A 20,839-nucleotide genomic window follows, 5' to 3' on the forward strand; every position below is an offset into this window, starting at 1 on the left:
AGCGCAATGACCAGTTTGCATGCCGATGAGGCCTTTCTCGACCATTACCAGTTGAGCCACGATCCGTTCGCGCCCCGTGTGCCCGGCTTCAAGTTCTTCCCTGCCCAGCGCAAGCCCGTGCTTGGCCAGCTGCACCATCTGGCGCGCTACAGTCAGCTGATGCTGGTGGTCAGCGGCCCGTTGGGCAGCGGCAAGTCGCTGCTGCGCCAGGCCCTGGTGGCCAGCACCAACAAGCAGGCTGTGCAGAGCGTGGTGGTATCTGCCCGCAGTGCCAGCGATGCCTCCAGCATGCTCGCCCAGGTCGCGCAGGATCTGGGCGTGGCCCAGCCCGAGGTTCAGGCGATCCTGTCCAAGGTGGTGCAGCTGGCACTGACCGGGCAGGAAGTGTATTTGCTGGTGGACGATGCGGAACAACTCGACGAGTCGGCACTCCAAGCGTTGCTGGAGTTGGCGGCGGGGGTACCGGAAGGGCGCCCGCACGTGTTCCTGTTCGGTGAGCCTTCACTGATTGCCGGGCTGGACGAGCTCAATGTCGAGGAAGAACGCTTCCACATCATCGAGCTTGCCCCCTACAGTGAAGAAGAAACCCGCGAGTACCTGGAGCAGCGCCTGGAAGGGGCTGGCCGGGGCATCGAGGTGTTCAGCCGTGAACAGATCGTCGATATCCATGAACACTCCGACGGCTGGCCTGGCAACATCAACCAGGTCGCCCGTGACACTTTGATCGAAGCCATGATCGCCAGCCGTTCGACGGCCAAGCGACCATCCATGGGGTTCAAGATGCCTAAAAAACATGTGCTCGCGCTGTCCGCTGTGGTCGTGGTCGCCGTTGCGGCTGCGGTGTTGATGCCCAAGAAAGGCGACAAGGCCCCCGCCGAAGCGCCGGCCGCCCAGGCTCAGCTGCCGCTTGGCGAAGGCAAGCCTGGGGCTGCCATCGAATTCTCCGGCTCGTCCCAGCCGATGCCGCTGCCACTGGTTGGCCAGTCCCAGCCTGTAATGCGCGAGCCGCTGGCCCAGGCCGCTGGCATGGGTGAGGGTGAAGAAGGCAGCCCGGCGGGCGACACCGCCCTGCAGCCTGGCAACCCGCCGCCGACTGTGACCACCATTGCGCCGCCGCAAGGTGTGCCGGCTGGCCCGGCGCCTGCGCCTGCACAGCCTGTGGCCACTGCGCCGGTGCAGCCGGTTGCGCCTGCACCGAAGCCTGTTGCAACCCAGCCTGCGAAGCCGGTTGCACCTGCCAAGCCTGCACCTGCGCCAACCCAGGTCGCCGTGGCCAAGCCTGCCGCCAAACCTGCCGAGAAACCCGCCGCCACTGGCAGCGGCAACAGCGGCTGGTACTCCGGGCAGAAACCGGGCAATTACGTGGTGCAAATCCTGGGTACCAGCTCCGAGGCTTCGGCCCAGGCGTTCGTGAAAGCCCAGGGTGGCGACTATCGCTACTTCAAGAAAAACCTGCAGGGCAAGCCGCTGTACGTAGTCACCTACGGCAGCTTCGCCAACCGCGATGCAGCGGTTGCGGCAATCAAGAACTTGCCAGCGAAGGTCCAGGCTGGTAAACCTTGGCCACGAACCGTCGGCAGCGTCCAACAAGAGCTGGCCACGGCCCGCTGATACCTTCCGGGCGGCATCACCCCGCCGCCCAGTTGCTGAGCGATTACTGACTTTCGACTAGCCTGCTGCGTTTCAACGCGGCAGGCTTTTCTGTCCCAGACTGCCGGCCACAAGCCCCTAGTTGCAGTCATGGCTGAAACGCTTCAGACTCATGCCAAGCCGCTATCACGGCGCATGGCGCAAAAACATTCAAAATTGCGACATAAATTTTCAATGGTGAGACATGAAAATTTGTGGGCATCGCTGTCGCTGTGCAACAATGGTTTTCCATGGCCACCGCAAAAAAGCTGGCGTTTGATCGGCGTGGATGGTAAGTGGTTGTTAAAAAAGAGATTTACCTCCGTTGAGAGGTGAACCTGGTGAGAATGTGTCTATGAAAACAGGTCTGTACCATCCCGAAGAATTCAAGGACAACTGTGGTTTTGGCCTGATCGCCCATATGACGGGCGAACCGAGCCACCACCTTCTGCAAACCGCCATGCAGGCGCTGACTTGCATGACCCACCGCGGCGGTATCAACGCCGACGGCAAGACCGGTGACGGTTGCGGTCTGCTCATGCAGAAGCCCGATCAATTCCTGCGAGCCGTGGCCCAGGAACACTTTGCCGTCGAGCTGCCCAAGCAGTACGCCGTCGGCATGGTGTTCTTCAACCAGGACCCGGTGAAAGCTGAAGCTGCCCGCGCCAACATGGACCGCGAGATCCTCGCCGCTGGCCTGAAACTGGTCGGCTGGCGCAAGGTACCGATCGATACCAGCGTACTCGGCCGCCTGGCCCTGGAGCGCCTGCCGCAGATTGAACAGGTGTTCATCGGTGGTGAAGGCCTGAGTGACCAGGAATTCGCCATCAAGCTGTTCAGTGCCCGTCGCCGTTCGTCGGTGGCCAACGCCCACGATAGCGACCACTACATCTGCAGCTTCTCGCACAAGACCATCATCTACAAAGGCCTGATGATGCCCCGCGATCTCGCGGCGTTTTATCCAGACCTGGGTGACGAGCGCCTGCAAACCGCGATCTGCGTGTTCCACCAGCGCTTCTCCACCAACACCCTGCCGAAATGGCCGCTGGCGCAGCCGTTCCGCTTCCTCGCCCACAACGGCGAGATCAACACCATCACCGGCAACCGCAACTGGGCCATGGCCCGTCGCACCAAGTTCGCCAATGACCAGATCCCTGACCTCGAAGAGCTCGGCCCGCTGGTCAACCGCGTCGGTTCCGACTCGTCGAGCATGGACAACATGCTGGAGCTGATGGTTACCGGTGGCATCGACCTGTTCCGCGGCGTGCGCATGCTGGTACCGCCAGCCTGGCAGAACGTTGAGACCATGGACGCCGACCTGCGTGCCTTCTACGAATACAACTCCATGCACATGGAGCCGTGGGATGGCCCGGCCGGTATCGTGATGACCGAAGGCCGCCACGCGGTGTGCCTGCTCGACCGCAACGGCCTACGCCCGGCGCGCTGGGTGACCACCACCAATGGCTACATCACCATCGCCTCGGAAATCGGCGTATGGGGTTACCAGCCTGAGGAAGTGCTGGCCAAGGGCCGTGTCGGCCCGGGCCAGATCCTTGCCGTGGACACTGAAACCGGACAGATCCTCGACACCGACGCCATCGACAACCGCCTGAAGTCGCGCCACCCGTACAAGCGCTGGCTGCGTCAGCACGCCACCCGTATCCAGGCGACGCTGACCGACGACCAGGGCGCGGCCAGTTACGACGCTGACCAGCTCAAGCAATACATGAAGATGTTCCAGGTCACCTTCGAAGAGCGTGACCAGGTGCTGCGCCCGCTGGGTGAGCAGGGCCAGGAAGCCGTTGGTTCGATGGGTGACGACACGCCGATGGCCGTGCTGTCGCAGCGTGTGCGTTCGCCGTTCGACTTCTTCCGCCAACAGTTCGCCCAGGTGACCAACCCACCGATCGACCCGCTGCGCGAAGCCATCGTGATGTCGCTGGAGATCTGCCTGGGCGCCGAGCGCAACATCTTCCAGGAGTCCCCGGAGCACGCTTCGCGGGTCATCCTCAGCTCCCCGGTCATTTCGCCCGCCAAGTGGCGTTCGCTGATGAACCTGGAGCGTGAAGGTTTCGACCGTCAGCTGATCGACCTCAACTATGAGCAGAGTGTCGGCCTGGAAGCGGCCATTCGCAACATCGCCGACCAGGCTGAAGAAGCCGTGCGCGCTGGCAAGACCCAACTGGTGCTGAGCGACCGCTACATCGCTCCGGGCAAGCTGCCGGTGCACGCATCGCTGGCCGTTGGCGCGGTGCACCACCGCCTGACCGAACAGGGCCTGCGTTGCGACAGCAACATCCTGGTAGAAACCGCTACTGCCCGTGACCCGCATCACTTCGCCGTGCTGCTGGGCTTTGGTGCCTCGGCTGTCTACCCGTACCTGGCGTATGAAGTACTGGCTGACCTGATTCGTACCGGCGAAGTGCTGGGCGACCTGGACGAAGTGTTCAAGTACTACCGCAAGGGCATCTCCAAGGGCCTGCTGAAGATCCTGTCGAAGATGGGTATCTCCACCATCGCCTCGTACCGCGGTGCGCAGCTGTTCGAAGCCATCGGCCTGGCCGAGGAAGTGGTCGGCCTGAGCTTCAAGGGCGTGTCCAGCCGCATCAAGGGCGCGCGCTTCGTAGACCTGGAAAGCGACCAGAAGCTGTTGGCGGCCGAAGCCTGGAGCGCGCGTAAGCCGATCCAGCAAGGTGGCCTGCTGAAGTTCGTCCACGGTGGCGAATACCACGCCTACAACCCGGACGTGGTCAACACCCTGCAAGCCGCCGTGCAGCAGGGCGACTACGCCAAGTTCAAGGAATACACCACGCTGGTCGACCAGCGTCCGGTGTCGATGATCCGCGACCTGCTGAAGGTGAAAGTGGCCGATCAGCCACTGGCGCTGGAGCAGATCGAGCCGCTGGAGGCCATCCTCAAGCGTTTCGACTCCGCCGGTATCTCGCTGGGCGCACTGTCGCCGGAAGCCCACGAAGCGCTGGCCGAGGCCATGAACCGCCTGGGCGCGCGTTCCAACTCGGGTGAAGGCGGTGAAGACCCGTCGCGCTACGGCACCATCAAGAGCTCGAAGATCAAGCAGGTGGCCACCGGCCGCTTTGGTGTGACCCCGGAATACCTGGTCAATGCCGAAGTGCTGCAGATCAAGGTTGCCCAGGGCGCCAAGCCTGGTGAGGGCGGCCAGCTGCCGGGCGGCAAGGTCAACGGCCTGATCGCCAAGCTGCGTTATGCGGTACCGGGCGTGACCCTGATCTCGCCGCCGCCGCACCACGACATCTATTCGATCGAAGACCTGGCCCAGCTGATCTACGACCTCAAGCAGGTCAACCCGCAGGCCCTGGTGTCCGTGAAGCTGGTGGCAGAAGCCGGCGTGGGCACCATCGCCGCTGGCGTGGCCAAGGCCTATGCCGACCTGATCACCATCTCCGGTTATGACGGTGGTACCGGTGCTTCGCCGCTGACCTCGATCAAGTACGCCGGCGCCCCGTGGGAACTGGGCCTGGCCGAAACCCACCAGACCCTGCGCGGCAACGACCTGCGCGGCAAGGTACGGGTACAGACCGACGGCGGCCTGAAAACCGGCCTGGACGTGATCAAGGCGGCCATCCTCGGCGCCGAAAGCTTCGGCTTCGGTACCGCGCCAATGATCGCCCTGGGCTGCAAGTACCTGCGCATCTGCCACCTGAACAACTGCGCCACCGGCGTGGCCACCCAGAACGACAAGCTGCGCAAGGACCACTACATCGGCACCGTCGACATGGTGATCAACTTCTTCACCTTCGTCGCCGAAGAAACCCGTGAGTGGCTGGCCAAGCTGGGTGTGCGCAGCCTGGGCGAGCTGATCGGCCGTACCGACCTGCTCGAAATGCTGCCAGGCGATACCGAGCGCCAGCAGTACCTGGACCTGTCGCCGCTGCTGGGCAGCTCGCACATTCCGGCAGACAAGCCGCAATTCTGCGAAGTCGACAAGAACCCGCCGTTCGACAAAGGCGAGCTGGCCGAGAAGATGGTGGACATGGCCCTGCCGGCGATTCGCGATCAGGCCGGTGGCGAGTTCAGCCTCGATATCTGCAACTGCGACCGCTCCATCGGCGCCCGTATCTCTGGCGAAATCGCCAAGCTGTACGGCAACCAGGGCATGGCCGCCAACCCGATCACCTTCCGCTTCAAGGGTACTGCGGGCCAGAGCTTCGGCGTGTGGAACGCCGGTGGCCTGAACCTGCACCTGCAAGGCGATGCCAACGACTACGTGGGCAAGGGCATGACTGGTGGCAAGGTCACCATCGTGCCGCCCGCCGGCAGCCCGTTCGAAACCCAGCACAGCGCCATCGTCGGCAACACCTGCCTGTACGGTGCCACTGGCGGCAAGCTGTTTGCCGCGGGCACTGCGGGCGAGCGCTTCGCTGTGCGAAACTCCGGCGCCCACGCTGTTGTCGAGGGCACTGGCGATCACTGCTGTGAGTACATGACCGGCGGCTTTGTCTGCGTCCTGGGCAAGACCGGTTACAACTTCGGTTCTGGCATGACTGGCGGCTTCGCCTACGTGCTCGACATGGACAATAGCTTCGTCGACAAGCTCAACCACGAGCTGGTGGAAATCCAGCGTATCAGTGGTGAAGCGATGGAGGCTTACCGCAGCCATCTGGCGCGCGTTCTTGGCGAGTATGTGGAAGAAACCGGCAGTGAGTGGGGGCGTGAGCTCTCGGAGAACCTGGACGACTACGTGCGGCGCTTCTGGCTGGTGAAGCCGAAGGCAGCCAACCTGAAGCAACTGTTGTCCAGCACACGTGCCAACCCGCAGTAAAAACAGCTGCAAGTGGCAAGCCTCAAGCTGCACGTAAAGGCAGTACGAGGTTTGCCCGGCTTAAGTGATCGTCTTGCGGCTTGCAGCTTGTAGCTTGCAGCTGCTGTAAAGAGGTTTTGAAAAATGGCTGAACGTCTGAACAACGACTTCCAGTTCATCGAAGTGGGCCGCAAGGACCCGAAGAAAAAGCTGCTGCGCCAGCGCAAGAAGGAGTTCGTGGAAATCTACGAACCGTTCAAGCCGCAGCAGTCTGTAGACCAGGCGCACCGCTGCCTGGGCTGCGGTAACCCGTATTGCGAATGGAAGTGCCCGGTGCACAACTTCATCCCCAACTGGTTGAAGCTGGTGTCCGAAGGCAACATCCTGGCGGCGGCCGAACTGTCGCACCAGACCAACACCCTGCCGGAAGTGTGCGGCCGCGTGTGCCCGCAAGACCGTCTGTGTGAAGGTGCCTGCACCCTGAACGACGGCTTCGGCGCGGTGACCATCGGTTCGGTGGAGAAGTACATCACCGACACCGCTTTCGCCATGGGCTGGCGCCCGGACATGTCCAAGGTCAAGCCAACCGGCAAGCGCGTCGCCATCATCGGCGCCGGCCCGGCTGGCCTGGGCTGCGCCGACGTGCTGGTGCGCGCTGGCGTAACCCCGGTGGTGTACGACAAGAACCCGGAAATCGGTGGCCTGCTGACCTTTGGCATCCCTGAGTTCAAGCTGGAAAAGACCGTGCTCAGCAACCGCCGCGAAGTGTTCACCGGCATGGGCATCGAGTTCCGCCTGAACACCGAGGTGGGCAAGGACGTGACCATGGAACAGCTGCTCGCCGAGTACGACGCAGTGTTCATGGGCATGGGTACCTACACCTACATGAAGGGCGGCTTCCCGGGCGAAGACCTGCCGGGCGTGCATGACGCACTGGATTTCCTGATCGCCAACGTCAACCGCAACCTGGGCTTCGAGAAGTCGCCGGAAGACTTCGTCGACATGCAGGGCAAGAAGGTAGTGGTACTGGGCGGTGGTGACACCGCGATGGACTGCAACCGCACCTCGATCCGCCAGGGCGCCAAAGCGGTGACCTGCGCCTATCGCCGTGACGAAGCCAACATGCCGGGTTCGCGCAAAGAGGTGAAGAACGCCAAGGAAGAGGGCGTGAAATTCCTCTACAACCGCCAGCCTATCGCCATTGTCGGCGAGGACAAGGTTGAAGGTGTGAAGGTGGTCGAGACCCGTCTCGGCGAGCCGGATGCCCGTGGCCGCCGCAGCCCTGAGCCGATCCCGGGTTCCGAAGAAATCCTGCCGGCCGATGCCGTGGTGATCGCCTTCGGCTTCCGCCCAAGCCCCGCGCCGTGGTTCGAGCAGCATGATATCCAGCTGGACAGCCAAGGCCGTGTGGTGGCTCCGGAGAAAGGCAAGTTCAAGCACCAGACCAGCAACCCGAAAGTGTTTGCCGGTGGCGACATGGTGCGCGGTTCGGACCTGGTGGTGACGGCTATCTTCGAAGGGCGTACGGCTGCCGAAGGTATCCTGGACTATCTCGAAGTCTGATTTTCGGCCTATTCGCGGGCATGCCCGCTCCCACAGGGTTAAGCGTAGAACCGGTGGGAGCGGGCATGCCCGCGAAGCTTTTGTATACAAAAACGCTTGATCTGTAGCATCCAATAGACAAAACGCATGGCCATGGCCGTGCCTTTTGCGCTGGCGTCTGAGAAAATGCCCGCACTATTTTTCCGGATGCCGACATGACTGCCCTGAAGAACGACCGTTTCCTGCGTGCTCTGCTCAAGCAACCCGTAGACGTCACCCCGGTGTGGATGATGCGCCAGGCTGGCCGCTACCTGCCGGAGTACCGCGCCAGCCGCGCCAAGGCCGGTGACTTCATGAGCCTGTGCATGAACCCGCAGTTTGCCTGCGAGGTCACCCTGCAGCCGCTGGAGCGCTACCCGCTGGACGCGGCGATCCTGTTCTCGGACATCCTCACCATCCCTGACGCCATGGGCCTGGGCCTGTACTTCGAAACCGGCGAAGGCCCGCGTTTCAAGAAGGTCATCAGCACCCCGGCTGACATCGAAGCGCTGCCGATCCCCGACCCGCAGAAAGACTTGGGCTATGTGATGGACGCGGTCAGCACCATTCGCCGGGAGCTCAATGGCCGCGTGCCGCTGATCGGCTTCTCCGGCAGCCCGTGGACCTTGGCCACCTACATGGTCGAAGGCGGCTCGTCGAAGGACTTCCGCAAGACCAAGGCCATGGCCTACGACAACCCGCAGGCCCTGCACCTGCTGCTGGACAAGCTGGCCCAGTCGGTCACCAGCTACCTGAACGGCCAGATCCTGGCCGGCGCCCAGGCCGTGCAGATCTTCGACACCTGGGGCGGCAACCTGTCGGCGGCGGCTTACCAGGAATTCTCCCTGGCCTACATGCGCAAGATCGTCAGCGGCCTGATCCGCGAGCACGAAGGGCACAAGGTGCCGGTGATCCTGTTCACCAAGAACGGCGGCCTGTGGCTGGAAAGCATCGCCGACGCCGGCGCAGACGCCCTGGGCCTGGACTGGACCTGCGAGATCGGCGATGCGCGCCGCCGTGTGGGTGACAAAGTGGCGCTGCAAGGCAACATGGACCCGACCGTGCTCTACGCCAAGCCCGAGGCTATCCGCCAGGAAGTGGCGCGTATTCTGGCCAGCTATGGCCACGGCACCGGCCACGTATTCAACCTTGGCCATGGCATTACCCCGGAAGTCGACCCGGAGCATGCCGGTGTGTTCATCAACGCCGTGCATGAGCTGTCGGCGCAGTACCATCAGTAATCTGATCGCTGAACGCAAAGCCCGGCCCTGTGCCGGGCTTTTTGTTGCATTAAGTTTTGATTCAGCGAACGTCGCTAATGTGGTCCCATCGAAACCGAAACAGGACCCGATCCTCATGAAAGCACGTTATTTCGCCCTGATCCTCGCCCCTCTGTTCAGCACCGCTGCACTGGCCGCCAGCTATACCGGCCCTGGCGCCCAGTCTGTCACCACCGTGGCAGCTGCCAACGACGCTGCCGATGACACGCCTGTGGTGCTGCAGGGGTATGTGACCAAGAAGATCAACAACGACGACAAGTACGAGTTCAAGGACAACACCGGCACCATCACTGTTGAAATCGACGACGAAGACCTGCCACCGACGCCGTTCAACGACAAGACCAAGGTCAAGCTGACCGGTGAGGTGGAAAAGCACCTGATGAGCCGCGAAGTGGATGTGGATATTGTCGAGATCATCAACTGATCTGAGGGCCAAATCGCCGGCAAGCCAGCTCCCACAGGTACTCCACAGGTCATGAGCCTTGTCGGTTCCTGTGGGAGCTGGCTTGCCGGCGATTGGGCTGCAAAGCAGCCCCATGCTCAGGCTGTCTTGGGTGGTAACTTGCTCAGGTGCAGCGCCACCAGCAATGCCACCGCCAGCAAGCTGCCAATGAACAGCCCGATACCGTTCCAGCCCCACTGGTGCCAGAACACCCCGCCCGCCGTACCGGCCACGCTGGAGCCTGCGTAATAGCTGAACAGGTACAGCGACGAAGCCTGCCCTTTGGCCTTCAGCGCCCGGCGGCCGATCCAGCTGCTGGCCACCGAGTGCGCGCCAAAGAACCCGAAGGTGAACACCAGCATGCCCACGATCACCATCGCCAGCGGGCTGGCCAGGGTCATCAGCAAGCCACCCGCCATTACCACGATACTGGCCCAGAACACCTTGCGCCGGCCCAGCTTGTCCGCCAGCGCGCCGACTTGCGCCGAGCTGTAGATGCCAGACAGGTAGACCACCGACAGCAGGCCGACCAGCGCCTGGTTCATGTGGTAAGGCTCGGCCAGCAAGCGGTAGCCGATGTAGTTGAACAGGGTGACGAAGGCGCCCATCAGCAGGAAGGCCTCGAGGAACAGCCAAGGCAGGCCGGCATCCTTGAAGTGCATGACAAAGCCGTCCAGCAGGCTGCGTGGGCTCATCATCTGCGGGCGGAAGTTGCGCGATTCGGGCAGCACCTTCCAGAACACCAGGGCGGCGACCAGGGCCAGGCCACCGATGGTCAGCATGGTGGTGTGCCAGCTGACGAAGTCGATCAGCACGCCGGTGATCAGCCGTCCGCTCATGCCGCCAATGGCGTTGCCGCCGATGTACAGGCCCATGGCCAGGCCGATGTGCTGAGGGTGGATTTCTTCGCTCAGGTAGGTCATGGCCACAGCAGCCAAGCCGCTCAGTGACAAGCCAACCAGGGCGCGGGTGGCCAGTACCAGTTCCCAGCTTGGCATCACCGCGCTGGCGAGGGTGGAGAGGGCGGCGCACACCAGGGCAAAGACCATCACCGGCTTGCGCCCGATGCGGTCAGAAATGGGGCCGGTGATCAACAGGCCGAACGCCAGCATGGCGGTGGAAACCGACAGCACCAGGCTGCTCTGCGCCGCGTTGATGGCAAATTCTTTCGATAGCAGCGGCATCATCGGCTGCACGCAGTACAGCAGGGCGAAGGTGGCGAAGCCGCCGCTGAACAGGGCCAGCACGGTCTTCATGAAGGCGGGGGTGCCTTTTTCGATCCACATTTCGTTCAGTAGGGCAGGTTCTGGCTCGGCGGGAAGGGGGGCTGCAGCAATTTTCACGGGCGGGTACCTCTGGCGCAATGAAAAAAGCATATAGCTGGCTAATGATTAGATCCAATATATTGTTCGACCTATTTAAGACGTTTTGCGACCTGTTGGGAGTCGATCATGGAACTGCGCCATCTGCGTTACTTCATCGCCGTGGCCGAAGAGCTGCACTTTGGCCGTGCCGCCCAGCAGCTGGGCATTTCCCAGCCGCCCCTGAGCCAGCAGATCCAGGCCCTGGAGCAGGAACTGGGGGCGCGGTTGTTCGAGCGCACCAATCGTAGGGTCGAGCTGAGCGAGGCGGGGCGGCTGTTCCTTGAAGAGGCCCGCCAGGTGCTGGCGCAGGTGGAGAAGGCCGCAGATGTGGCCCGGCGGGCACAGCTGGGTGAACTGGGCGAAATGAAGATCGGCTTTACCTCGTCTGCGCCATTCACCTCGAAGATCCCCAAGGCCATCCATGCCTTTCGTCAGCGGTTCCCGGCGGTGCACCTGAACCTCAAGGAAATGAGCAGCCGCGATGTCGCCGAAGGGGTGTTCGACGAGTCCATCGAAGTGGGGCTGATGCGACCGATGCCGTTGCCGGAAGGCTTGTTGGCCACCGAGCTGTTCCGCGAGCCGCTGGTGGCGGTGATCAACGCCTCGCACCCGCTGGCTGAAGGCACTGAACAAGGGGTGCACATGGCGGCGCTGGCCCACGAGCCGTTCGTATTCTTCCCGCGCAGTTATGGCAGCGGCCTGCATGCGCAGTTGCTCAGCCTGGCGCGTCAGGCAGGCTTCAGCCCGCACTTTGCCCAGGAGGCTGGAGAGGCAATGACCATCATCGGCCTGGTGTCGGCGGGGTTGGGGGTGTCGGTGTTGCCGGCGTCGTTCCAGCGCATGCGCATCGAAGGGGTGGTATACCGCACGCTGCTGGACGAAGGGGCGATGTCGGCGGTGTGGCTGGTGCAGCGCGAGCGCGGCAATTCGGTGATGGCCAAGGCGTTTGCCGAGCTGTTGACGGGGCAGGTGGTCGGCCAGGGGTAATACGGGTCAAATGGCGCTGGCCATTGCCGCAGTGGCGCCACATACTCGGGCATTCGTTGATACACGGAGGTCTCTCATGCGGCGGGTGGTGTTCAATCAGAAAGGTGGCGTGGGCAAGTCGAGCATCGCCTGCAACCTGGCGGCGGTCAGTGCCAATGAAGGCTACCGGACCCTGTTGATCGACCTGGATGCCCAGGCGAATTCGACCCAGTACCTCACCGGCCTGACCGGCGAGGACATCCCCATGGGTATCGCCGACTTCTTCAAGCAAAGCCTGTCCAGCGGGCCGTTCAGCAAGAAGAACAAGGTCGACATCTACGAAACCCCGTTCGACAACTTGCACGTGGTCACGGCCACTGCCGAGTTGGCCGACCTGCAGCCCAAGCTTGAGGCCAAGCACAAGATCAACAAGCTGCGTAAGTTGCTCGACGAGCTGGACGAGGACTACGAGCGTATCTACATCGACACCCCGCCAGCGCTGAATTTTTATGCAGTTTCTGCGTTGATCGCCGCTGATCGCGTGCTCATCCCCTTCGACTGCGACAGCTTTTCGCGCCAGGCCCTGTACGGCCTGCTGGCCGAGATCGAAGACCTCAAGGAAGACCACAACGAAGACCTGATGGTCGAAGGCATCGTCGTCAACCAGTTCCAGTCGCGTGCCAGCCTGCCGCAGCAGATGCTCGACGAACTTCTGGCCGAAGGCCTGCCGGTGCTTCCGGTGTACCTGGGCAGCTCGGTGAAGATGCGCGAATCGCACCACGCCAGCCTGCCGCTGATTCACCTGGAACCGCGGCACAAGCTGACCCAGCAGTTTGTCGAGTTGCACGATTTGCTTGAGCGCAGCGAATAGCGCCTGCCTGACGCTTGCACTGTATCCAAGTCCCAAGCATAATCTCCCAAAACGGGAGATTTGCTTGGATGCGCGTCATTGCCAAAAGCAGCTTGGTGAAGTTCTGGGAATTGCCTGGGCATGAAGATGCCAAAGCGGCCTTGGAAAGCTGGCACGATATGGCGCTCAAAGCTATCTGGCGAACGCCACAGGATGTAAAAGATCAGATTGGCAACGCCAGCATCTGCGGCAAGAACCGCGTGGTTTTCAACATCGGGGGGAACAAGTATCGGCTTGTGGTCGAGATGCAGTATCGAGCCGGTATTGCCTGGGTGAAGTTCGTAGGTACGCACAAGCGCTACGACGAGATTGACGTGGAGACAGTCTGTGAATATTAAGCCGATCCGCAATGATGACGACCTTCGAGCCGCGTTCCAGCGGCTCGAGGCCATTTTCCAGGCAGAAGCGGGCACGCCAGAAGCTGATGAAATGGAGGTGCTTGTGACACTGATTGAAGTCTACGAAAACAAGCACTATCCCATTCATCCCGCCAATCCCATCGAGGCCATCAAGTTCTGCATGGATCAGCAGGGCCTTACCCCACGTGATCTTGAGCCATATATCGGCCCAAGCGGCCGAGTATCGGAAGTATTGAATGGGAAGCGTGGGCTAAGCCTTTCGATGATCAAGCGCCTGCATGATGGCCTTCGTATTCCCTATGAGTCGCTACTGGCAAATGCCTGAGAATTAGACCCCTTGGCTACGCACCCACTCCAGCAACGACTGGAGTGGAAACGCTCCGGCCTGGCGGCTGACTTCGCGCCCGTTCTTGAACAGCAGCAGGCTGGGGATCGAGCGGATGCCCAGTTGCCCGGCGAGGTTGCGGTTGGCTTCGCTGTCGAGCTTGGCCAGGCGGCAGCGGCCGGCAAGTTGGCGGGCAGCCTGTTCGAAGGTGGGGGCGAAGGATTTGCACGGGCCGCACCACTCGGCCCAGATGTCGACCAGCAGCGGCAGGTCGCCTTTGATCTGGCTGGCGTAGCTGGCTTCGGTGAGCTCGAAGGGGGTGCTCAACAGCACCTCCTGTTTGCAGCGGCCGCATTTCGGGGCATCGCCCAGACGCTCGGCGGGCAGGCGGTTGAGGCCGTTGCAGTGGGGGCAGGGGATTACCAGTGGGTCGGACATATCAATTCCTTGTGTTGTTTGTTCGGGCCCTATCGCCGGCAAGCCAGCTCCCACAGGGGTACCGCTTGCCTCAAGTCTGGCGCGTTACCTGTGGGAGCTGGCTTGCCGGCGATAGGGCCGGTAGAGCAATCATCAATCAGGAAGAGCAGCTGATTTCCAGGTGCTTGCCCCATTCCGGCGGCCGCTCGGCGTAGGCCTGCATCCCGGGCTGTTCCTCGAAGGGGCTGGTCAGTACCTGGTGCAATTGCCGCACTTCACTGTAATCCCCCGCTTCAGCCGCTTCGATGGCTTTCTGCGCCAGGTAGTTGCGCAGCACATACAGCGGGTTCACCGCATGCATCCGTTCACGGCGGCCTTCGGCATTGCCGGGTTCACGTTCACAGCGGGCCAGGTAGTCTGTACCCCAGGCATCGAAGCCGGCCAGGTCGATGAAGTCGTCGCGCACCACCTTCAGCGCCTCGGCCACCGGTTGTTCACCCAGTTTGCGGAAGAACAGGCTGTAGTCCACGCCACCACGCTGCATGCACTGCAGCAGGCGCTCGACCAGTGCCATGTCGTCGTCCTCGGCAGTGGTCAGGCCTAGACGCCGGCGCATCAGGTCCAGGTAGTGGGCCTGGTACAGCGGCAGGAACAGCCCCAACGCTTCCTTCAACGGCTCAACCTCGATCACGGTGGTCAGTGCCTGGGCCAGCGCGCTGAGGTTCCAGTGGGCGATGGGCACCTGGTTGGCGTAGCTGTAGCGGCCACGGTCGTCGGAGTGGTTGCAGATGAAGTTGGCGTCGAAGTCGTCGAGGAAGGCGTACGGGCCGAAGTCGAAGGTAATGCCCAGGATCGACATGTTGTCGGTGTTCATCACCCCGTGGCAGAAGCCATAGGCCTGCCAGCGGGCGATCAGTTCGGCGTTGCGCTCGACGATGGTGCGGAACATGGCCAGGTACGGTTGTTCGTCGTCACGGCATTCGGGGTAGTGTTGCTCCAGCACATGGTCGATCAGCACACGCTGCTGCTTGGGCTGTTTGGTGTAGTAGAAATACTCGAAATGGCCGAAACGCACGTGGCTCTGCGCCACGCGGGTAAGCATGGCCGCGCTTTCCCGGGTTTCGCGCCACACCGCGGTGCTGGAGCCGATCACACACAGCGCCCGGCTGCTGGGTATGCCGAGGGCGTGCAGGGCTTCGGAGGCAAGGAATTCGCGGATCGACGAGCGCAGCACCGCGCGGCCGTCGCCCATGCGTGAATACGGGGTCTGGCCGGCGCCCTTGAGGTGCAGGTCCCAGTGCTCGCCTTTGTCGTTGAGCACTTCGGCCAGCAGCAGGCCGCGGCCATCGCCCAGGCGTGGGTTGTACGAGCCGAACTGGTGGCCGGAATAGACCATCGCCCGTGGGTCGGCTTCTTCCCACAGCTTATGGCCGCTGAACAGCTCGGCGAAAACCGGCAGGTCGGCCTGGGCGGGGTCGAGGTCGAGCAAGGCCATGGCCGACTCGCTGGCTACCACCAGGCGCGGGTCTGCAATGGGCTCGGGCAGCACCTGGGTGGAGAACGCATCGCCCAGGCGGGCGAAGCGGTTGTCGAAGGTGAGTTGGTCGAGGGCTTTCACGGGCTGCTCCTGAGATTCAGCACAGAATAAAGCATTCGAACCCACTCAGGCCTGTGCAGTGCCATCCGGTTTAGGTTGCTCCAGCGGAATCAGCTGCTGCTTGCCGCCCTTCTGGTCCATCAGGAACACCTCCACCTGGCGTACCGAGATCTTGATGTCGTGGGCCTTGAATTCGCGGTTGATGTAGCGGTTGATCTCGTCCAGCGTCGGGTTGCGGTCGCCCAGGTCGCGCACGTGCATGCGCAACTCGTGGTCCAGCGAGCTTTCACCAAAGTTGAGGAAGTACACGATCGGCTCCGGGTCCTTGAGCACGCGCGGGTTTTCGTGTGCGCCCTTGAGCAGCAGGTCGCGTACCAGGTCCAGGTCCGAGCCGTAGTCGATGCCCAGCTTCAGCGTCACCCGGGTAACCGTGTCGGTCAACGACCAGTTGATCAGCTGGCCGGTGATGAAGGTCTTGTTGGGGACGATGATGTCCTTGCGGTCGAAGTCGGTGATGGTGGTAGCGCGGATGCGAATCTTGCTCACCGTGCCGGACAGGTTGCCGATGGTGATGGTGTCGCCAATCCGTACCGGGCGCTCGAACAGGATCATGATGCCGGAGATGAAGTTGGCGAAGATTTCCTGCATGCCGAAGCCCAGGCCCACCGACAACGCGGCCACCAGCCATTGCAGCTTGTCCCAGCTTACCCCCAGGGTCGACAGGGTACTGACGATACCGATGCCGACAATGGTGTACGACAGCAGCGTGGTGGTGGCGTAGGCGCTGCCTTGCGCCAGGTTCAGGCGTGACAGCACCAGCACTTCCAGCAGGCCCGGCAAGTTGCCCGCCAGGGCGAAGGTGATGCCGACGATCACCAGCGCGCCCAGCAGGTCGCCAAGGCTTATCGGCACCATGCTGGCGGCGGCGCCGGTGCCGCTGGTGTATTCGTACAGGACGAAGTTGTTGAGGTAGGCAAACACCGAGATCAGGTCTGCCCACACCCAGTACAGGCCGGCGATGAAGCCGCCGAGCAGGGCCAGGCGGATCAGGCGCAGCGACTGCTGGTTGACCTGCTCGATGTCCAGCGTCGGCTCTTCGGTGATGACTTCGCCATCCAGCCCTTCCTTGGCCGCAGCCCGTTTGCTGAGCGCGCGCTGGTAAGCCAGGCGCCGTGCCGCCACCGACAGGCCGCGCACGAACGCAGCCTCGATCACCAGCCAGAACAGCAGCAGGTACAGGGTGTAGATGAGTCGGTCGGTGAGCTTCAGCGCGGTGTAGTAGTAGCCGAAACACACGGCGACGAACAGGGCGATGGGTAGGGCGGTGAACGCTACGCCGACGGCCCTGCGGAACAGCGAGGTGTCGCGGTGTGCGGGGCTGCTGAGCAGCAGGCGGCTGAGCAGCCAGGCCATCAGTGCATAGCAGGTCAGCACCACGCCGATACCCAGCACGTCGTCGGCCAGCGCCGAAGGCTGGTGCTCGGCCACCGCCACCACGCCGACCAGCGCCAGCACCACGGTACCCAGGCGGCGTACCCAGCCACGCAGGAACTCGACCTGCGGCTTGTGCCAGCGGAAGTGGATTTCGGCCACGCCACCGGGGGCGAGGATGCGGTAGGCGGTGTAGAACACCAGCCAGGCCTGGGCCAGTTGCCAGAGTGCGGCGCCCAGGTTGGCGTTTTGCCCGCGGGCGTCGATCTGCAGGGCGTAGCTGCACAGCGCCAGGCCGAGGCTGACCGGCATCGCCAGGAGGATGTTGATAAGGATCGCCTGGGGCGTGTGCCATTGGCTGTCACGGCGGAAGTGGCCGATGTCCTGGTGCACCTTGCCCAGCCGTTGGTACAGGTACTTGCGCCGCCACAACAGCGCGCCGATCACCAGCAACAGCGGCAGGAACAGCAGCGGGCGCTGGCTCAGGCCGTCGGTCAGCTCTTTCAGGCCCGAGCCCCACGGCAGGTTGGCGACCTGGTCGGCCAGGCGCTCGGGTACATAGCTCAGCCAGTCCCAGTCCAAGGGCTTGTTGCTGGGGATCCAGAACATCTGCTCGTCGAGGGTGGTACGCAGGTTCTGTGCGGTGCCCAGCAGCTGCTTCTGGTTGAGCTGCAATGTGATCGATTCGTTGAGCAGTGCCGACAGTTCGCGGTTCAGCCGCTCCAGCAGGTCACTGCGGGTGATCGCCACGTCCAGCAAGGCCTTGCGCAGCTGCGGGTTCACGTCTTCCTGCGCCTGGGCGGCGAGCAGCTTGTCGACGTAGGTGACCGGGCTGCTCATCTGTTCGCGTTGCTGGTTGACCTCGAACTGGTACAGGCGGGTGTCGGCGATCTGGTCGGCCAGGTCGCGATCAACTTTCAGGTGCGGCAGGGTCTGCTTCTGCTTGTAGAGGATCTTCGACAGCAGCAGGCTACCCTTGAGCACGTTGATCTGCTCGTCCAGCGCCTGGTCGGCCTGGGTCAGGCTGTCCAGCTGCTGCTTGGTGCGCAGGTTCTGCTGGGTCAGCTCGTTGAGGCGGTCGGTGCTTTTCAGCAGGTAGTCGGAGAGCTTGAGGTTGATCGCGCTTTCGGTGGCCAGCAGGCTGCTGCCACCGGCCTTCTGGGCCTCGATCGACTGCTGGGTGACCGCTTCCTGGGACTGGGCCAGGCGCTTGCCGTTGATCAGAGTCTGCAGGTCCTGGATTTCCTGCTCCAGGCGCGCGGCGCGCTCGATCAGCAAATCATGACGAGCATTGCCCAGGTCTTGCAGCAGGCTGTTGCCGGCCAGTTCCTGGCGGCGCAACAGGGTCAGCGCGTTGAGCGAGGCGAGTTCGGCATTGAGCTGGTTGCGCTGGTCGGCGTTGATCGACTTGCCGCCGTCTTTGCCGGTTTTAAGGATGTTGTTGATCTGCTGGGCGCGGGCCTGGCTGTTGCTGATTTCGGCCTGGGCGCGTTCCGGGCGGGTTTGCGAATTGATGATCAGGCTGTTGGCTTCGGACAGCGCCTTCTGTAGCTCGCCCTGCTGGGTGTTGCGTTCGCTGAGCATTTGCTCGAGCTGGGGCACCGAGAGTGCAGCGTAGCGTTGGGCGACGGGCTGCGCCTTGCTTTCCTTGAGCCTGGCCAGCTCCTTCTGGCTGTCACTGGTTTCCTTGGGGGCACTGGTCAGCTGCTGCTTGAGGGCGGCGAGCTTCTTTTCGTTGTCTTCCTTGCTGGCAAGCAGGCTCAACGTCTGTTCGAGCACTTGCTGCAGGGCTTTCTGGTCAGCCTCGGGCAGTTTGCGCTCGGCGATCTTGTCGAGGCTGTTCTGGATGCTGGCGGTGGTCGGGGCCTCTGCTGCGGTGGCCGCAAAGGAAAGGGACAGGCACAGCCCGAGCAGGGCTGTGCGAAGGTACACGCGCAGGGACATAGGCAAACTACTTGTGGATCCGGCAGAAACGAAGTTTAGAGGAACAATCCTGGTCCGGGTCGCGTTCCTTCGGGGAATCTGACGCCCACTTTCTGGATCTTGTTCCCGTCCATGGTTGCCACGGTCCAGATCGTGCCATGCCAATCGACCTGGTCACCTACTACTGGAGCGCCTCCGACCTTCTGTCGGATGAACTGCGCCAACGGCATTTTCGCGTCCAGGCCATCGAGTTTCAGGCCGTAAAGCGCAGCCACGGCACCCAGTTCGGCATCACCTTCGAGCACGAAGTCGCCAAAGAAACGCAGGTCCAGGCCACGCTGTGGCGCTTGGCTGAACAGCTTGCCCAGGGCGGGCAGGTTGTGCTCGTGGCCGATCACGCAAAGCATATCGCCCACTTCCAGCACGGTACTGCCCGATGGGTGCAGCAGTTGCTCGCCACGGAACAGGGCGGCAATCCGCGTGCCTTCGGGCATTTTCAGCTCGCGCAGGGCGGCACCGATGCACCATTTTTCGGCGCCCAGGCGGTAGACGAACATTTCCCACTCGCTGGTGATGTGCACTTCCAGGGCTGAGCGGGAGATCGGCGCCGGGTCTGGCGGCACGGTCACTTTCAGCAGTTTGGCCATCCACGGCAGGCTGGTGCCTTGCACCAGCAGTGACACCAGCACGATGAAGAACGCCAGGTTGAAGAACAGCTGGGCGTCCGGCAGCCCGGCCATCAGCGGGAACACCGCCAGAATGATCGGCACCGCGCCGCGCAGGCCTACCCAGGAGATAAAGCCCTTTTCGCGGCCATGGAAGGCCTTGAACGGCAGCAGTGCAGCGACCACCGACAGCGGCCGCGCCACCAGAATCATCCACAATGCCAGGCCTAGCGCCGGCAAGGCGATAGGCAGCAGGTCGTGGGGGGTAACCAGCAGCCCCAACACCAGGAACATGCCGATCTGGGCCAGCCAGGCCATGCCGTCAAGCATGTGCAGGATGCCGTGGCGGCTGCGGATAGGCTTGTTGCCCAGCACCAGGCCGCACAGGTACACGGCAAGGAAGCCGCTACCGTGCAGGGCGTTGGTCAGCGAGAACACCACCAGGCCGCCGGCAACCACCAGGATCGGGTACAGGCCACCGGCCAGGTTGATGCGGTTGACCAGCTGCAGCATCACCCAGCCGCCACCCAGGCCCAGCAGCCCGCCAATGCCGAACTCGCGCAACAGGTGGCCCAGCAGGCCCCAGTGCAGACCGGTCTGGCCGCTGGCGATCATGTCGATCAGGGTGACCGTGAGGAACACCGCCATCGGGTCGTTGCTGCCTGATTCGATCTCCAGGGTGGCGGTAACCCGCTCGTTCAGGCCTTTGCCGCCCAGCAGCGAGAACACTGCAGCGGCATCGGTGGAGCCGACGATGGCGCCGATCAGCAGGCCCTGGATCAGGCTCAGGTTGAACAGCCAGGCGGCGACCAGGCCGGTGAGGGCGGTGGTGATCATCACCCCGACCGTGGCCAGCGACAGCGCCGGCCATAGCGCCACGCGGAAGCTTGCTACCCGCGTGCGCAGGCCACCGTCCAGCAGGATCACGGCCAATGCCAGGTTGCCCACCAGGTAGGCGGTCGGGTAGTTGTTGAAGATGATGCCGCCACCATCGACACCGGCGACCATGCCGACGGCGAGGATGATGACCAGAATAGGGATGCCCAGGCGCGATGACAGGGAACTGACCAGGATACTTGCGCCCACCAGCAATGCGCCGATCAAGAACAGGCTGTTGATGGTGCTTGCATCCAAAGGCAGGTACTCCGGGACAGCGCGGGGAAATAGGAC

Annotated in this window: 15 protein-coding genes; 10 read left to right on the forward strand and 5 right to left on the reverse strand. The window is 62.6% G+C overall.

The genetic code is table 11. From position 1 onward, the window contains the following. The first annotated feature begins 6 nt into the window (after positions 1 to 6). From JOY50_RS09310 to JOY50_RS09335, 6 genes are all read left to right on the forward strand, one after another. The gene (locus tag JOY50_RS09310) at positions 7 to 1,611 is read left to right on the forward strand and encodes an SPOR domain-containing protein (RefSeq protein ID WP_132844972.1); all 1,605 of its coding nucleotides are present in this window, start codon (positions 7 to 9) and stop codon (positions 1,609 to 1,611) included. A gap of 129 nt (positions 1,612 to 1,740) precedes the next feature. Continuing rightward, positions 1,741 to 1,965, forward strand: coding sequence for a hypothetical protein (locus tag JOY50_RS09315; protein ID WP_132844974.1), 225 nt, complete (start codon positions 1,741 to 1,743; stop codon positions 1,963 to 1,965). A 19-nt stretch (positions 1,966 to 1,984) separates the two neighbouring features. Beyond that, complete coding sequence (gene gltB / locus JOY50_RS09320) at positions 1,985 to 6,430, forward strand: glutamate synthase large subunit (protein ID WP_019472104.1); 4,446 nt, start codon at positions 1,985 to 1,987, stop codon at positions 6,428 to 6,430. Between the two features lie 123 nt (positions 6,431 to 6,553). Further along, complete coding sequence (locus JOY50_RS09325; protein ID WP_243055127.1) at positions 6,554 to 7,972, forward strand: FAD-dependent oxidoreductase; 1,419 nt, start codon at positions 6,554 to 6,556, stop codon at positions 7,970 to 7,972. A 194-nt stretch (positions 7,973 to 8,166) separates the two neighbouring features. Beyond that, the gene (gene hemE / locus JOY50_RS09330) at positions 8,167 to 9,231 is read left to right on the forward strand and encodes a uroporphyrinogen decarboxylase (RefSeq protein ID WP_243055128.1); all 1,065 of its coding nucleotides are present in this window, start codon (positions 8,167 to 8,169) and stop codon (positions 9,229 to 9,231) included. Between the two features lie 115 nt (positions 9,232 to 9,346). Then, positions 9,347 to 9,694, forward strand: a complete 348-nt coding sequence (locus JOY50_RS09335; protein WP_063423309.1) for a YgiW/YdeI family stress tolerance OB fold protein — start codon at positions 9,347 to 9,349, stop codon at positions 9,692 to 9,694. A gap of 116 nt (positions 9,695 to 9,810) precedes the next feature. On the opposite strand, the gene JOY50_RS09340 is transcribed toward JOY50_RS09335, so the two are convergent. Beyond that, a complete protein-coding gene (locus JOY50_RS09340; protein ID WP_405045977.1) occupies positions 9,811 to 11,088 on the reverse strand; it encodes an MFS transporter in 1,278 nt (425 codons plus the stop codon). 75 nt (positions 11,089 to 11,163) lie between these two features. Here JOY50_RS09340 and JOY50_RS09345 point away from each other — a divergent pair, with 75 nt between their 5' ends. The 4 genes from JOY50_RS09345 (at position 11,164) to JOY50_RS09360 (ending at position 13,636) form a co-directional block, all read left to right on the forward strand. Next, positions 11,164 to 12,063 (forward strand): LysR family transcriptional regulator, encoded by a 900-nt coding sequence (locus JOY50_RS09345; RefSeq protein WP_132844982.1) that lies wholly within the window; start codon positions 11,164 to 11,166, stop codon positions 12,061 to 12,063. 76 nt (positions 12,064 to 12,139) lie between these two features. Next, positions 12,140 to 12,913, forward strand: a complete 774-nt coding sequence (locus JOY50_RS09350; RefSeq protein WP_016502033.1) for a ParA family protein — start codon at positions 12,140 to 12,142, stop codon at positions 12,911 to 12,913. 68 nt (positions 12,914 to 12,981) lie between these two features. Continuing rightward, entirely contained in the window at positions 12,982 to 13,290 is a 309-nt protein-coding gene (locus tag JOY50_RS09355; protein ID WP_016502032.1) for a type II toxin-antitoxin system HigB family toxin, read from the forward strand. Further along, on the forward strand, positions 13,280 to 13,636 hold the full coding sequence (locus tag JOY50_RS09360) for a type II toxin-antitoxin system HigA family antitoxin (RefSeq protein WP_016502031.1): 357 nt from the start codon (positions 13,280 to 13,282) through the stop codon (positions 13,634 to 13,636). Before JOY50_RS09355 ends, JOY50_RS09360 begins: the two co-directional genes overlap by 11 nt. A gap of 3 nt (positions 13,637 to 13,639) precedes the next feature. On the opposite strand, the gene trxC is transcribed toward JOY50_RS09360, so the two are convergent. The 4 genes from trxC to JOY50_RS09380 form a co-directional block, all read right to left on the reverse strand. Then, positions 13,640 to 14,074 (reverse strand): thioredoxin TrxC, encoded by a 435-nt coding sequence (gene trxC, locus JOY50_RS09365; RefSeq protein WP_243055129.1) that lies wholly within the window; start codon positions 14,072 to 14,074, stop codon positions 13,640 to 13,642. A gap of 136 nt (positions 14,075 to 14,210) precedes the next feature. Further along, positions 14,211 to 15,671, reverse strand: a complete 1,461-nt coding sequence (gene selO / locus JOY50_RS09370; protein WP_243055130.1) for a protein adenylyltransferase SelO — start codon at positions 15,669 to 15,671, stop codon at positions 14,211 to 14,213. 45 nt (positions 15,672 to 15,716) lie between these two features. Continuing rightward, positions 15,717 to 19,025, reverse strand: coding sequence for a mechanosensitive channel MscK (mscK, locus tag JOY50_RS09375; RefSeq protein ID WP_138736323.1), 3,309 nt, complete (start codon positions 19,023 to 19,025; stop codon positions 15,717 to 15,719). A gap of 35 nt (positions 19,026 to 19,060) precedes the next feature. Further along, positions 19,061 to 20,803 carry a potassium/proton antiporter gene (locus JOY50_RS09380; RefSeq protein WP_019473139.1) on the reverse strand — a complete coding sequence of 581 codons (1,743 nt, stop codon included), beginning with the start codon at positions 20,801 to 20,803 and terminating at the stop codon, positions 19,061 to 19,063. Positions 20,804 to 20,839: the final 36 nt, after the last annotated feature.

The sequence above is a fragment of the Pseudomonas sp. BP01 genome (genome assembly GCF_022760795.1).
In the GTDB taxonomy this organism is placed as follows: Bacteria; Pseudomonadota; Gammaproteobacteria; order Pseudomonadales; family Pseudomonadaceae; genus Aquipseudomonas; species Aquipseudomonas putida_Q.